The 15,557-nt window shown below is 73.6% G+C and carries 10 protein-coding genes; all 10 read left to right on the forward strand.

The window, feature by feature from the left end; translation table 11 throughout:
- Positions 1-223 precede the first annotated feature (223 nt).
- On the forward strand, positions 224-649 hold the full coding sequence (locus ACFC1F_RS05040; protein ID WP_376155757.1) for a hypothetical protein: 426 nt from the start codon (positions 224-226) through the stop codon (positions 647-649).
- A 298-nt stretch (positions 650-947) separates the two neighbouring features.
- Entirely contained in the window at positions 948-2,564 is a 1,617-nt protein-coding gene (locus tag ACFC1F_RS05045; protein WP_376155759.1) for an alpha/beta hydrolase, read from the forward strand.
- Positions 2,565-2,988: 424 nt separating this feature from the next.
- The gene (locus ACFC1F_RS05050) at positions 2,989-4,173 is read left to right on the forward strand and encodes a cytochrome P450 (RefSeq protein ID WP_376155761.1); all 1,185 of its coding nucleotides are present in this window, start codon (positions 2,989-2,991) and stop codon (positions 4,171-4,173) included.
- A 519-nt stretch (positions 4,174-4,692) separates the two neighbouring features.
- Positions 4,693-4,845, forward strand: a complete 153-nt coding sequence (locus ACFC1F_RS05055) for a hypothetical protein (RefSeq protein ID WP_209413824.1) — start codon at positions 4,693-4,695, stop codon at positions 4,843-4,845.
- Between the two features lie 1,746 nt (positions 4,846-6,591).
- Complete coding sequence (locus tag ACFC1F_RS05060; protein WP_374106077.1) at positions 6,592-8,076, forward strand: sugar transferase; 1,485 nt, start codon at positions 6,592-6,594, stop codon at positions 8,074-8,076.
- A 73-nt stretch (positions 8,077-8,149) separates the two neighbouring features.
- Positions 8,150-9,466, forward strand: a complete 1,317-nt coding sequence (locus tag ACFC1F_RS05065; protein WP_376155763.1) for a nucleotide sugar dehydrogenase — start codon at positions 8,150-8,152, stop codon at positions 9,464-9,466.
- Positions 9,456-10,721: a glycosyltransferase family 4 protein gene (locus tag ACFC1F_RS05070; RefSeq protein ID WP_376155765.1), complete on the forward strand. Its 1,266-nt coding sequence runs from the start codon at positions 9,456-9,458 to the stop codon at positions 10,719-10,721. Before ACFC1F_RS05065 ends, ACFC1F_RS05070 begins: the two co-directional genes overlap by 11 nt.
- Positions 10,718-12,091: a Wzz/FepE/Etk N-terminal domain-containing protein gene (locus ACFC1F_RS05075; protein ID WP_376155767.1), complete on the forward strand. Its 1,374-nt coding sequence runs from the start codon at positions 10,718-10,720 to the stop codon at positions 12,089-12,091. Before ACFC1F_RS05070 ends, ACFC1F_RS05075 begins: the two co-directional genes overlap by 4 nt.
- Entirely contained in the window at positions 12,088-13,617 is a 1,530-nt protein-coding gene (locus ACFC1F_RS05080; protein WP_376155769.1) for a Wzz/FepE/Etk N-terminal domain-containing protein, read from the forward strand. The genes ACFC1F_RS05075 and ACFC1F_RS05080 overlap by 4 nt, the downstream gene beginning before the upstream one ends.
- Positions 13,618-13,620: 3 nt before the next feature.
- Complete coding sequence (gene asnB, locus ACFC1F_RS05085; protein ID WP_376155771.1) at positions 13,621-15,546, forward strand: asparagine synthase (glutamine-hydrolyzing); 1,926 nt, start codon at positions 13,621-13,623, stop codon at positions 15,544-15,546.
- Positions 15,547-15,557 lie beyond the last annotated feature (11 nt).

Here is a 15,557-nt window from a genome sequence, read left to right on the forward strand (position 1 = left end):
CACCGCCGGGTCACCGGCCCGACCCTTGCGGACCGAAGGGTCCCGAACGTCCTGAGTCTTTCGGTGCCGACCGTCATCCTCTCCGACCCCCGCAGCCCCTACGTTGGGCCACGGCCGGGGCACGGGATGCGCCCCGGCCACCCCGGGCGACACTCGACGCCCGATCGGTCACGGACAGGGCCGGCCCCCGACGCCGGGCCGGCCGGGGCGGGAGGACAGACGGATGGCAGTGCGCAAGGCCGCCACGATCAAGCAGGTCGAGCAGATGGTGCGGGAGATGGATGCGACCGATCCCCCGCTCACCGTCTTCGGCGTGTTCCTCGATGACAGCCCGTGGCTCTCCTGCCTCGGCGGCGGCCTCGGCGCCGACACCTACTTCGTCACCGCCACCGCGCGGTCCGTCCACTTCCACCAGGCCAGGACCAGGGGGCTGGGGCTGCGGCCGGGCAGCCTCGTCTACAGCTTCGACCGGGATGACGCGGCGCGCCGGATGGGCGAGGTCCACCGCCAACTGCTCTGGAGCTCCTTCCCGTTCGTCCTCCCCGGGAACGAAGACGACGAGCCCACCCTGATGCGCGTCCGCCTCGCCTGGCGGAAGGAGTTCGCACGGTTCACCGCCGACCTGGACACGGCCGCCGCACGGCGCTGACCCCGGCGACCGGCGCCCGGCGCGACGGCCCGCCGGGGGTACCGGGAAGCCCGGCCCGGGCTGACCGCACCGGGAGGCTCCCCGGGAACATCTCTGACGAATCGTCAGATAACGCCTCGACCTGATCCGCTGGGAGCGCGCGTCCAGCCGGACGCCGCCCCTCCGCCAGGCACGACGGGACGGAACGCGCCGCCGCGCGGGAGGAAGCACCCCACCTCGCGGGACCACCGACCGTCGACGGCCGGGGCCGTCCGCACCGAACCACCGTCACACCCGACCCCGCTCGACAGGAACCACCATGACCACCCACCGGACCGCCCGCCGCCTCGCGCTGGCGGCACTCGCCGCCGGCAGCCTGCTGCTCACCACCGCCTGCAACGACCTGGCGACCGACCCACCGGCCGACGGCGGCACCGTCGGCCCGGCCGGCGCCGCCGCGAAGCCCGCCGGAGCCGACGACCCCCGGCTCGGCGCCTTCTACGGCCAGCACATCGACTGGCACGCCTGCCGGCCGGACGCCGGGAGCCGACCGGTGGACCTGACCGGGCTGCAGTGCGGCGAACTGCGCGTTCCGCTGGACTACGCCACCCCGGGCGCCGACGCGCTCGGCGTCGCGCTGGTCCGGCTGCCCGCGGCCGATCCGGCCCAGCGGGTCGGCTCCCTGGTGATCAACCCCGGCGGACCCGGCGGGTCCGGCGTGGAGATGGTCGAAATGGGGCGACAGCTCTTCGACGGCGCCCTGCACAACCGCTTCGACGTCGTGGGGTTCGACCCGCGGGGCACCGGGGCGAGCTCCCCGGTGACCTGCCTGACCGACCGGCAGCGGGACGACCGCGACCAGGTGGACATCCCCGTCGACCCGGCGAAGCGTCGTGTGGTGCTCGAACAGCGGGACAAGGAGTTCGCCACCGCCTGCGCGGCGAAGGCGGGCAAGCTGCTCCCCTTCGTCGGCACCCGCAACACGGCCCGCGACCTCGACGTCCTGCGCCAGGCGCTCGGCGACCCGAAGCTCAACTACCTGGGCATCTCCTACGGCACCTACCTGGGCACGCTCTACGCCGAGGAGTTCCCCGCCCGGACCGGTCGTCTGATCCTGGACGGCGCGGTCGACCCGGCCGCCGACACCCTGGACGAGTCCACCGACCAGCTCATCGGGTTCGAGTCCTCGCTCCAGCGCTTCGCCGACGACTGCGTCCGCGCCCACGCCGCCGAGTGCCCGCTCGGCAGCGACCCGGGCACCGCGGCGAAGAAGGCCTCGGACTACCTGGAGAGCCTGCACGACCACCCGCTGGACACCGCCGACGGGCGCAAGCTCACCAGCGACCTGAGCTGGGCCGGCACCCAGGCCTTCCTCTACGGCGACGAGACGGACGCCTGGCCGGCCCTGCGCGCCGCCCTCACCATGGCCATGGTCCGGCAGCGCGGCGACCTCCTCCTCGCGTCCGCCGACCGCTTCCACGGCCGTGACGAGAAGGGCCGCTACACCAGCCTCAACGACTCCCACACGGCGATCTCCTGCGCCGACGGGCCCGCCGCCGCGCCGTCCCCGGAACGCGCGCAGAAGGTCGTGGCCAAGCTCAAGGCCGAGGCCCCGCTGGTCACGCAGGGCGTCTCCGTCGAGGACTACCAGCACGGCAGGTGCGAGAACTGGCCGTTCAAGACCCCCGAGAAGCCGCACGTCGTCCGGGCCGAGGGCAGCGCCCCGATCCTGGTCGTCGGCAGCACGGGCGACCCGGCCACGCCGTACGCCGCCGCGGAGAACCTGTCCAAGGGCCTGGCCCACGCCACCCTGCTCACCCGCGAGGGCGAGGGGCACGGCGCCTTCGGCCGGGGCAACACCTGCATCGACGCGGCGTACGAGGCCTACCTGGTGGCCGGCACGATGCCCGCCCCCGGTACCCGCTGCGCCAACTGACACCCGAGCCCGCCGGCCCGGAGCGAACCTCCCCTCCTCAGCCCCGGGCCGGCGCCCCCTCCCCGGTCCGTCCGACCATGCCCTGACAGGGCGGACCGGGGAGACACCGGTCAGCGGCGCGGCGCGCGGCGTGCCGGCGGCGCGATGCGTATCCGCCGCTCGACCGGCGCCTTCTCCAGGTCGTCGAGCTGCGCGGTGATCGTGCCCCACGACCACGAGGCCTGATCCCGTGGCCCGGTGCCGCCAGGCACCGGGCCACGGGGTGGATAGGGTCCCCCGCAGACGACCGGCGAGCCCGCCCGGGCGAGGGGCCTGCGCGCTGTGGCTACGCTTGGCCTCTCAGCAGTACGCGACCACTGACATCGTCCGCACCGCCGCGGCCGCCCGGCGGCGGACGGCACTTGAAGCGGCACAGGGATCGACCATGGCCTCCTCACCCTTCGCCGACCCGGCGTTCTACGCAGACCGCTACCCCACCTACGCCGCCCTGCGCGCGGCCTCTCCCGTCCTGCAGGTGGCGTTGGACGGCGGTGCCACCACCGCGGCGGTCGTCACCGGCTACGAGGAGGCACGGCAGGCGTTCACCGCCCCGCTGTCGAAGGACACCGGCGCGTACTTCGCCGACAGACCGTCCGGCCGGTCCCTGCACCCGGCCGTCGCACGCACGATGCTCGCAACCGATCCGCCGGAGCACACCCGGCTCCGGCGGCTGGTGACCAAGGCGTTCACGCCGGCCCGGGTCGACGGCCTGCGCCCCTACATCCGTTCGCTCGCCGAGCAGCTCGTGGGGGCGTGGGAGCCCGGCAGCGAGGTCGACCTCGTCGAGGAGCTGGCCGGACCCCTGCCGGTCACCGTCATCTGCCAGCTCCTGGGAGTGCCCCCGGCCGACCGTCCCTCGATCCGCTCCTGGTCGACCGACCTTTTCGCCACCGGCGACCACCAGCGGATCGACGCCGCGTCCCACGCCGTGGCCGGCTACCTGTCGCAGCTGATCAGCGGCAAGCGCACGCACCCGGACCGCTCGCTGCTCTCCGACCTCATCGCCGTCCACGACGAGGACGCCGACCGGCTCGGCGAGGACGAGCTGCTCTCCCTCGCCGTGCTGCTGCTGGTCGCCGGCCACGAGACCACCACCGCGGCGATCGGCAACGCCGTGCTGGCCCTGCTCCAGCACCCCGCCGAGCTGGAGCACCTGCGCACCGACCCGCACCGCATCCGGGCCGCCGTCGACGAGCTGCTCCGGTACGACTCCGCGGTCAGCATCGCCACCTGGCGCTGGGCACCCGACGAGGTGGATCTCAGCGGCACCGCGGTGCCCGCCGGCAGCCCGGTCTTCGTGTGCCCGGGCGCGGCCAACCGCGACCCCGGGAGGTTCCCCGACCCCGACCGGCTCGACCTCGGCCGCGCGAACGCCGCCGGCCATCTGGCCTTCGGCCACGGGATCCACCGCTGCCTCGGCGCACCACTGGCCCACGCGGAGGTCGAGATCGTGCTCGGCGTCCTCCTGGAGCGCTTCCCCGGTCTGCAGCTGGCGGCCCCTGCCGACCGGCTCGTCCGGCGGCAGTCCCGGCTGGTCCGCGGCCTCGTCGCCCTGCCGGTGAGCGTTTAGGCGCGTGCGGTGGGGGCCGGGATCCTCCCTCCCCCGCACCACGAGCCCCGACTCCCCGCCGCCGCGGAGCACCTCCCGGAGAAGCCTCGGGCGAGGCCCGTCTCCCTCCCCCGTACGCGCCTGACGGGCCACCACGGCAGTCGCACGTGCGCCCGGACCAGCGGGGCGCCGTCCGTTGCACTCGTCCGCCGGCGAGGGCCACCCCGCCTCGGCCGGGGCGGCCCGGACCTCGGCCATGCCCCTGGCCTGCCCTTCTTCGCTCTCCCGGCGTGTCCGATCACGCGCTGACGACCAGGCGGACCGACACCGGACGGACCGGCCCTGGACGGCGGACGGCCACACCCGGCACACCCAATGCTCACCAACCGACAGGCCTTTAAACAGTAGGACAACAACCCACTCTGACTCTGATTTGGCGAGCGAAGCGCGAATGTTGGTGTAGAATCGTAGGCGCAAGGGTGCCTTGGGGCCGATGCTGAAGCCATCGGCGGGTCACCCACCGACAGGGGGAACGACGTCATGAACTACCATCTCGACACCGCGCGCGCCATCATCGACGAGCGGATGCGGGAGGCCGAGCAGCACCGCCTCGCCCACGCGCTGTACCTGAAGAACCGCGCCGAGGCCAAGACCCGGCGGGCACGCCTGCTCCTCGCCCGCCTCGGCGGATGAGCATCGCCCCGGCAGGCCGTCACCCACAGCGTGACGGCCTGACCAGTGGTCGGCCGTCGGGCCGCTGACCTGGGCGCAGCACAAGCACAACGGAAGCCTCCGCGCGAACGGACTCAGGACGCGGCGCGCAGGCGCTTGCGGGCTGTCGAGGTCGGCGGCCCGTCGGTAGTACCCGGCCCTGGTGAACCGGTCGAGGTGCTCGCGCTTCGCGGCCAGGCGCTTCTTTGCTTCAGGCACCGCGCCGGCGGACTCGCCGGAGGATGCGCGGGACGATTCGCGGGAGGGTTCGCCGGCGGACACGTCCACGGACTCCGACCGGCCGGACGCCGCCTTCCCGTGGCGGGGCGCCCTCCGGATTGCGGCGCAGCACGCCTGCCGGATCGACGCGGCGTACAGCGACACCAACGCCCCGGCCGGCAGCACGCACCGGGTGCCCGGAGGCCGGGTCCCCTCCCACGGCATCGCGAGGAACTGCGGGACGAGGCCTGAGCGGACCAGCTCCGCCTGAGCCGGCGTCACCGGATCACGAAGTCGTTCCATCAACTCGGCCGGCGCCGCGGTGAACAGCGAGGCTCCGTCGCCGGGCCCGAAGGCCGTGGAACCGGCCGGCGCGGGCCGAGCCGGCCGTGCGGACGCTCTCGGACAGAACGCGTCTGTCCGCCCGCGCATCGACCTCCAGATCGCCCACCGCTCCCCGCCGCCAAGGCCGTCGAGGCCGTCGAGGCCTGAATCGTGCGCGCCGAGACCCGCGCCGAGCGCTGGTCCGACCGCGCGCCTGTCACGGCAGTGCCTCGAATTCGGCGACAACCGACCGGCGGGCAGCCGCAGTTCAGCAGATCCAGGCGGCGGCCCCGGCCTGCGGCAACCCCTGGACCACGCGACGTCGTCGAACCGGTCCGCCGGAACCGGCTGCGCCACCTCGGGCCCGGGCCCGCCACGCGGCACTGCCCCTGCCGCAGCCGCAGCCGCAGCCGCAGCCGCTCCAGAACGTCCCCGAGGTCTCCGCGCTGCGGGTCTACCGGATCCCGCGCCGCCCGGCACGCACCCGCACCGCACGGCGCCGACGGACAGGTGGCTTCGCCCGCGCCTTGAGCTCGTCCCGGCCCGGCGCGTCCCGGCCCGCCAGTGCCTGGCCGCGCCGCCAGGCACTGGTGGGACGCCTCGGGATTGGCGGTGCCCGCAGCCCGGACAACTCCCGCATCACACGTCACAATGCACGTCCTCATTCCCAGGAATCCCGTGCCGTCACCATTCGGAAGATCAAGCGCCAAATATCGCGCACGCGTTTCACACATCGCCCCCTTCGAGTGGTCCCGATGCTCTAGATTGACTGTCACTTCCCACAGTTGGAAGCGAAGCGGCGAATCATGATCTACAGGTCCGGTGCTGCGGACGGCCGGCGGCCGTCCCCGGCGGAAGACGTGGAGGTGATCAACTCCTGTCGCCCGGGCGGGGGCCTCGGGTGTGGAGGGCGGTCGTCGACGGTATTCCATGCGCCTCGGGGCGCCGGCGGGATATTCGCATCCGCCGGTTCCCGGGCGGGATGTTCACGTGGCACCGCAATGAGCGGTTTGCCATTCGGGGGGAGTCGGGGCCCAGCCGGAAGCAGGAGACGCAGGAACAGCGCGGCACGGGAGGCGGGGCGGTCTCCCGAGGGGAGGAACAGTGCGGGAGGCGCAGGTCTCCCGGGGGGGAGGAACCGTGTGGAGCGAACACGTCGAACCCACTGCCGACCTGGAGGGGGCCGTGGAGCAGGGGGAAGGAGAATTAGTCAGCCCGTTTCTACCGGCACGGGGGCGTCGGCTGAACGGGAGAATCAGCCGGCCCGCGATCGACTGGGAGCAGCAGTACCGCCGTACTGTGATCATCAGCGATACCGTGGCCACCGCCTTCGTGGTGGCGGCGATAGGACGCTTCTTCGGCGTCCGGCACGCGTCCAACTGGCACGAGAAATGGGGAATTCTCGCCTTCTGCACCGAGCTGCTGGTGATGGGATCGCTGGCGACGACCCGGTCGTGGGCTCCGGCCGTTCTCGGCCAGGGCGCAGAGGAATTCCGCCGGCTCGGACGCTCACTGCTCACGGCCGCCGTCGTCCTGGCGCTCGGCGGGATCGCCCTCACCTCGCACAACATCAAGCTCTGGGTGTTCGTCGCGATCCCGGCGATCACGCTCGTCACCATGACCGAGCGGTATCTGCTGCGCCTCTGGCTGCACAAACAGCGGAAGGAGGGGCGGTGCCTGCGCCCGGTGCTCGCCGCCGGGAGTCCGGCCACCGTGAGCGACCTGATCGCCCGGACCCGCAAGTTCCCGCACCTCGGCTGGCGGGTGGAGGCGGTGTGCACGTCGTCCGGTCTCGGGCCCAACCGTGACCGGCTGGACGAAGTGCCGGTCGTCGGCCGGCTGACGGACGTCGCCAACCACGTCCACCGCGACGGCTACCGCGTCGTCGCTGTCACGCCGGACCCGCACTGGTCACCGGACCGGCTGCAGCGGCTGGCCTGGAACCTCGAAGGCGGCGACGCCGAGATGGTCGTGGCCCCCGTGCTGATGGAGGTGGCCGGCCCGCGGCTGCACGTCGACGCGGTGCTCGGGATCCCGATGCTGCGGGTCAGCATGCCGGCCTTCACCGGGGGGCACCGGGCGGTCAAGGAGGTCGTCGACCGACTGGGTGCCGCGGTCCTGCTGATCCTGTTCGCACCGCTGATGCTGCTCGTCGGGCTGCTCGTGCTGCTGGACAGTCCGGGCGGGGCCTTCTACCGACAGCACAGGGTGGGCAAGGACGGCCGCGAGTTCACCCTGGTCAAGTTCCGCACCATGGTCGCCGGCGCCGACAGGGCACGTGCCGCGCTGGCCGACCGCAACGAGGGCGCCGGCCTGCTGTTCAAGCTCCGCCGGGATCCGCGGGTGACCCGGGTGGGAGGAGTGCTGCGCCGGTACTCGATCGACGAGCTCCCGCAGCTCCTGAACGTGGTCACCGGCTCGATGTCGCTGGTCGGTCCGCGGCCTCCGCTTCCGGAGGAGTCCGCCGCGTACGGCCCGGACATCCGGCGGCGGCTGCTCGTCAAGCCCGGGCTCACGGGCCTGTGGCAGATCAGCGGGCGCAGCGACCTGCCGTGGGAGGAGGCGGTCCGGCTGGACCTGCGGTACGTGGAGGACTGGTCGCTCGCCCTTGACGCGGTGATCCTCTGGAAGACGTTGCGTGCGGTGCTTCAAGGGCGGGGGGCGTACTGATGCGCGGGGGGCGTCGACCGATCGACGCGCGGACGGCCGGCCACAAGGGCCTGCCCGAGGGGAGGAACGGGTCATGAGGGTCAGTGTCCTGGGGCTCGGCTACGTGGGCTGCGTGTCGGCCGCGTGCCTGGCCAGCCTGGGCCACGAGGTCATCGGGGTGGACGTGAACCAGGTGAAGGTCGACCTGGTCAACGAGGGCAGGGCCCCGGTGGTCGAGGAGCGGATCGGCGAGCTCATCGCGGAGGTCGTGCGGTCCGGGGCGTTGCGCGCCACGGCCGACGTCCGCGAGGCGATCATGGGCAGCGAGGTGTCGCTGGTCTGCGTGGGCACGCCGTCGGAGCCCAACGGAAGCCTGTGCACCACTTATCTGGAGCGGGTCACCGAGCAGATCGGTGCCGCGGTGGCCGAGCGGGGTGGTCGGCAGACCGTCGTGTTCCGCAGCACCATGCTCCCGGGCACCTGCCTGAACCTGCTGGTACCGATCCTGGAGAAGTACGTCGGCGGCACGGCCGGGGTGGACTTCGGGGTCGCGGTCAACCCGGAGTTCCTGCGCGAGGGCACGAGCGTGCGGGACTTCTTCGACCCGCCCAAGACCGTCATCGGCGAGCTCGACCCGGCGAGCGGCGACGTCGTCGCGGCGCTGTACGACGGACTGCCCGGCGAGGTGTTCCGGGTGCCGGTCCCGACGGCCGAGGCGATCAAGTACGCGGACAACGCGTTCCACGGCCTCAAGATCGGCTTCGCGAACGAGCTGGGTGCGGTGTGCCGGGCGCTCGGGGTGGACTCGCACCAGGTGATCGACGTGTTCCTGGCCGACCGCAAGCTGAACATCAGCCCCGCCTACCTGCGGCCGGGCTTCGCCTTCGGCGGCTCCTGCCTGCCCAAGGACCTGCGCAGCCTGGTCCACGCGGCGCGGCAGGCCGACGTCGCGGTGCCCATCCTCTCCCACGTGCTGCCCTCCAACCACGAACACCTGCAGCGCGCGGTGGAGTTGGTCGAGCGCTCCGGCAAACGTCGGGTGGGCCTGTTCGGCCTGTCCTTCAAGCCCGGTACGGACGACCTGCGCGAGAGCCCGCTCGTCGAGCTGGCGGAGAGGCTCTTCGGGAAGGGCTACGACCTGCGGATCTACGACCCGAACGTGAACCTCTCCCGGCTGCTCGGCGCGAACCGCGAGTACATCGAGACCAGGCTGCCGCACCTCGCGCAGCTGCTCGCGACGTCCGTCGACGAGGTGCTCGACCACGCCGAGGTGTGCGTGGTCGGGACCAGGGACCCGAACGTGCTGTCGGCGTTGCCCCACGGCAACGGCCAGGTGATCGTCGACCTCATCCACCTTCCCGACGCCGAGGCGCGCCGGACCGAGCCGGGGTACGTGGGCCTTGCCTGGTGACGCAACGGGCGGCGACGGGCGGGGCCGTCGCGCGCTGATCCTCGTGGAGAACCTGTCGGTGCCGTTCGACCGGCGGGTGTGGCAGGAGTGCACGACGCTTCGTGACGCGGGCTGGAGGGTGGACGTCATCTGCCCGCAGGGGAGCAAGCGGGACACGGAGCCGGAGGCGGTGATCGACGGGGTGCGGATCCACCGGTACCCGTTGCGCGCGGCCACCGGGGGGCCGGCCGGGTACCTGCGGGAGTACGGGTCGGCGTTGTGGCACACGGCCCGGCTGGCCCGCAGGCTCGGCCCGGTCGACGTGGTCCACGCCTGCAATCCGCCCGACCTGCTGTTCCTGCCGGCCCTGTGGCTGAAGCGGCGCGGCGCCCGGTTCGTCTTCGACCAGCACGACCTGGTGCCCGAGCTGTACCTCTCCCGGTTCGACCGCGGTGAGGACCTGCTCTACCGCGGCGTGTGCGCGCTGGAGCGGCTGACCTACCGGGCCGCGGACGTCGTGCTCGCCACGAACGAGAGCTACCGGGACGTCGCGCTGCGCCGTGGCGGCCGGTGCCCGGACGACGTCTTCGTGGTGCGCAGCGCTCCCGACACCGGGCGGTTCCGGCCGGTACCGCCGGAGCCGGAGCTGAAGCGCGGCAAGCCCCATCTGCTGTGCTACCTCGGTGTGATGGGGCCGCAGGACGGCGTCGACTACGCCCTGCGGGCCCTCGCGAAGCTGCGCGACGACTTCGGGCGGACCGACTGGCACGCGGTGTTCGTCGGCGGCGGCGACACCTTCGACGCGATGGTGGAGCTGTCCCGGCGGCTCGGGCTCTCGGAGCAGGTGGAGTTCACCGGGCGCGTTCCGGACGCCGACCTGGTGCGGTACCTGTCCACCGCGGACGTGTGCCTCTCCCCCGACCCGCGCAATCCGCTCAACGACGTGTCGACCATGAACAAGGTCCTGGAGTACATGGTGATGGGCCGGCCGATCGTCTCGTTCGACCTCCGCGAGGCGCGGGTCTCGGCCGGTGACGCCGCCGTCTACGCGCCCGCCAACGACGAGACCCGGTTCGCCGGACTCGTCGCGCAGCTGCTGGACGATCCGGAGCGGCGGGCCCTGATGGGCAAGGTCGGCCAGGAGCGGATCAACGGGCCGCTCGCCTGGCGGAACTCCCAGCGCGCGCTGCTCGCCGCCTACGAAGCCGCCTGCCGGGACCGGGCTCCGGGGGCGGCGGGCGGCCCGGACCGGACGGGGAGAAGGCCGCTCCGTTGAGCGAGGACACGATACGCCTGGCCACCATCGGCCGGATCCTGCGTCGGCGCTGGCGGCTGCTCACCGTCCTCGCCGTGCTGGGTGCGCTCTGCGGCTTCGGCGCCTCCGCGCTGTTCCCGCCGCAGTACACGACGTCGGCGTCGGTGCTGCTGCCGGGGGCGTGGCAGGACCGCGAGCTGCTCACCCAGGCGGAGATCGCGACCAGTTCGGTGGTGCTCGACCGGGTGGCCGCCACGCTCGGCTGGGCCGGGGTCAGCGGCAGCGACCTGCGGGGCCGGGTGAGCGCGACGGCCGCGGACGGGAACATCATCAAGATCTCCGGAACGGCCGAGACCCCGGAGCGTGCGCAGCAGCTCTCCGACCAGGCGGCCCAGCAGTTCGTCTCGTTCGCGCTCCGGATCGCGGGCGACGGCACCGACCCCCAGGCGGCGCAGCCCGAGGCGCTGCGGCAGCTGGTGGCGCAGGCCAGCCGCCGCATCACCGACCTGGCGGACGCGGCCGCTCCGGGGCAGACCGTGGACGCCGTGCAGACCCGCACCGAGCTGGTGAAGATGCGCACCGCGCTGCAGGACGCCATGAAGAAGCTGGACCAGGCCGACCCGGCCACCAACAAGGCGGGCTCCATGGTCGTCATGGGTTCGGCGGCCCGGCCGACCGGCGAGGCCGCGCCGACCAGGATCCAGCTCGTCGCCGGCGGGGCGCTGGTGTTCCTCCTGATCGGGGTCGTCGGCCATCTCGGCGCCGCCCGGGCCAGTCGTCGGCTGCGCACCGAACCGGAGATCGCCGCGGCGCTGCGCTCGGTGTTCCTCGGTGCCGTCGACGTCTCCGGTGAACGGTCCGCGAAGCGGCCGGAGGACCGCGGCCCGAAGGCCCTGGTCCGCCGGCTGCTGGGCCTCGACGTCCGGTGGGACGTGCCGGCCCCGCACGCCTCCGGCGACGAGGCCGACCGGCAGGCCCGCTACCGGCGGGTGTGCGCCCGGCTCCGGGACCGGCTGCCGACCCCCCGCCGCCTGCTGGTCGTCGTCCCGGGCGGGGACCGGCTCGCCCACCGGGCAGCCGGGCAGCTCGTCGCCGAGGCGGGCGGCGAGCCCGCGCTGCGGGTGGTGGAGGTGTCGGTGGACCGTCCGCTGGTGCCCTACCGCGAGGACGAGTCCGGTGCGCTGGTGGTGCTCGGCGCGGGCAGCCGGACCGCGGCCGAGCTGGCCGGCATCGCCGAGGCGTGCGCGGAGGCCGGGCACGAGGTCGTCGGCGTGGTCGTCGCCGGCCTGGTCCGGGCGCGTCCGAACCGCTCCGCCGCCCCCCGTCCGGACGCCGCCGAGCCGGTGCCGGTGCCGGTGGGCGGCGACGACACGAGGAGAGCGTCGGGGTGACGACGAGTACGACGCCGGAGTCGCCGGCCGCCGCTCCGCTCCTGGACCTGCAACACCTGGTGGTCGCGGTGCGCAGGCGCCGCCGCCTCTGGTGCACCCTCGCGCTGGTCGGGCTGCTGCTGGGCGCGGCGGTGGCCGTCGTGAAGCCGCCGCCGCCGAGCGCGGTGGTCAAACTGCTCGTCGCGCACGAGGCGGACCAGCCGAACGACTCCGGAACGCTGATCCGCACCGACGTGGCCGTGCTGCACACCACGGCGATCGCCGGAAAGGCCCTGCAGGCCCTCGGCGCCCCGGACAAGCCCGAGGACTTCATGAAGGCCTACACGGGCCTCGGCCTGACCAACAACCTCCTGGAGATCGACGTGACGGGCCGCAGCGACGCGGAGGCGGTGGCCCGGGCCAAGGCGCTGGCCGACGCCTTCATCGCGGACCACGTGCGGCGGATCCAGGAAGCCGCGGACGCCGAGGCCAAGGCCCTGCTCGACCAGCGGGACCGGATGCAGGAGGAGCTCGCCCAGGTCAACAAGGCGATCGGGGACGGCGCGCAGCAGGGCGGGCCGAAGGCCCCGGCGAGCCTGGAGTCGCTCTACTCCAGCCGGGCCGACCTCACCTCGCGGATCACCGAGTTCGGCCAGCGCGCCGCCGCCGCGCGGGTCGGCACGCCCCGGCTCGTCGCCGGCACCCAGATCGTGGACGCCCCGCACGTGGTCCGCAAGTCCCTGCCCGTGACCGCCGCCACCGACGCCGCGATCGGGCTGGTCCTCGGGCTCGTCGTCGGGCTGGCGTGGGCCGCGGTCGGCACGGTGGTGGCGGACCGCCCGGTGCTGCGCCGGGACGTCGCGGCCAACCTCGGCGCCTCGGTCATCGCGGAGCTGCGCCGGCGGCCGCGCGGGCCGGCCGGACGCTTGCAGGGCCGGCGGGCGCGGGTGGCCCGGGCGAGGCTGACCACGACCCTGGCCCGGACGGTGCGCGGCTCCGCGGAGGCGGTGTCGCTGCTCGAACTGGGCTGCGCGGGCAGTGCGAGCGAGATCGCCCTGGACCTCGGCCGGGCCCTGGGGGAGGACGGGCCGGTGGTCGTCGTCGACGGTCTGCCCGGTCCGCAGCTCGCCGGGCGCCGCCCGCAGCCGGGGGACCCGACCGTGGTCGGCGGCGAGTCCGCGGCGGCACCGGCGGGTGCGGAGCGCCGGCTCGGCGTGGGCTCGGTGGCGCCCGGCACGGCCTGGACCGACCTGCGGCACCTCGGCACCCGGACGGTGCTCGTGGTGCGGGCCGGGCACGGGAGCACCGCGTGGCTGCACACCGTGGCGCGGCAACTCGCCGACCAGGACATCCCGGTGATCGGCGTGGTGCTGATCGACCCCGATCCGCGGGACCGCACCGACGGCACGCTCTGGGACGGGCCGCCCACCCCGGTGCGCGGCCGCACCGGGTCGCCGGCCCGGCAGAACGGCACCGGCCGGCGGCGGACGGAGCGACGACCGATGTGGACCGCACGGGTCCCGGACAGCGACCAGGAGGCGAGGTAGGACATGTGTGGCATCGCAGGCGCGTACCGATGGCCGGACGGGAAGGTCGTGACCGACCTGCTCACCGACACCCTCGCCCACCGCGGTCCGGACGGGTCGGGCCGCTACGGCCACCCGGTCGGTGACGGCGAGGTGCACCTGGGGCACCGCCGGCTGGCCATCATCGACCTGTCGGAGACCGGCGCCCAGCCGATGGTCTCGGACGGCCTGGTCCTGACGTACAACGGCGAGCTGTACAACGCGCCCGAGCTGCGGGCCGAACTGGCGGCCGCCGGGGTGCGCTTCCGCGGCACCTCCGACACCGAGGTGCTGCTGGAGGCCTGGCGGCGCTGGGGCACGGACTGCCTGCCCCGGCTGCGCGGCATGTTCGCGTTCGGGATCTTCGACGAGCGGACCGGCGAGCTGGTGCTCGTCCGCGACCAGCTCGGCATCAAGCCGCTGTTCCTGGTCCGGCGCGGCGGGGGTCTGGTGTTCGCCTCCGAGCTCAAGGCGCTGGCCGCCGCCACCGGCGGGACGCTGGAGGTGGACCACGCGGCGATGGTGGCCTCCCTGCTGTACTACTGGGTGCCGGACTCGCGGTGCGCGTTCCGCGGGGCGGAGAAGCTGCCGCCGGGGAGCTGGCTGCGGTGCAGGCCCGACGGGCGGGTGGAGCGCGGCCGGTTCTGGCACCTGCGGGAGGTCGCCGCCGAGGGCCGGGAGCGGGCCCTGGCCGGCGAACTGCCGGACATCGCCGCCGCCGTCGAGGAGTCGACGCGGCGTCACCTGCTCTCCGACGTCCCCGTGGCGACCTTCCTCTCCGGCGGGCTGGACTCCAGCTACCTGACCGCGCTGGCGGCCCGCGACCACCCCGGGATCTCCGCCTACACGATCGGCTTCCGCGCCGAGGACGCCAGGTTCGAGGCGATGCCGGACGACCTGCGCTACGCCCGGCAGGTGGCCGAGCGGTTCGGCGTCGACCTGCACGAGATCGAGATCGCCCCGGACGTGCTCGATCTGCTGCCGCGGATGACGTACCACCTGGACGAGCCGATCGGCGACCCGGCCGCGATCAACACCTTCCTGATCTGCTCGGCCGCCCGGGAGGCCGGGGTCAAGGTGATGCTCTCGGGGATGGGCGCGGACGAGCTGTTCGCCGGCTACCGCAAGCACCTGGCCAACCAGTTGGCGTTGCGCTACCAGCGCGTGCCCCGGCCGCTGCGGCGCGGCCTGTCCGCCGCCGTGGACCGGCTGCCGGTCGCCACGGCCAGCCGGGGGTTGCGGTCGGTGCGGTTCGCGAAGCGGTTCCTCTCCTTCGCCGACCTGCCGGAGGAGACGGCGTTCCGGCGCAGCTACACCATGTACGACCGGGAGGAACTGCTCGCCCTGGTCGATCCGGACCTGGCCGGGACGGTGCAGGACGTGCTGACCGAGCACGCGGACGTCTACCGGGACAACGACCTGGACGACTTCGTCAACCGGATGTGCCTGGGCGATGCCCGGATGTTCCTGCCGGGCCTGAACCTCGCGTACACCGACCGGTCGAGCATGGCCGCGTCGACCGAGGTGCGGGTGCCGTACGTGGACGTCGAGGTGGTCCGGGCGGCGTTCTCGGTGCCCGGCGACCGCAAGATCGTGGGACGCCAGGGCAAGGCCGTCCTCAAGGAGGCGGCCACCTCGGTGCTGCCCCGGGAGATCGTGTACCGGCCCAAGGGCCTGTTCAGCGCCCCGCTGCGGGCCTGGATGAGCCGGGACCTGGCGCCGCTGGTGCGCGAGGTGATCAACGACGGCGAGCTCGTCCGGTCCGGGTTCCTGCGCCGCGACGCGCTGGCCCGGCTGGTCGCCGAGGACGCCGCCGGGCAGCAGGACTACTCCAAACACCTCTGGCACGTGCTGACCCTCGAGTACTGGTACCGCGGCGCGACCTCCGGCCCGTCCACGGCGCCTTCCTGACGGCGCGGGGC

It is taken from the genome of Kitasatospora sp. NPDC056181, assembly GCF_042266225.1.
Taxonomy (GTDB): Bacteria; Actinomycetota; Actinomycetes; order Streptomycetales; family Streptomycetaceae; genus Kitasatospora.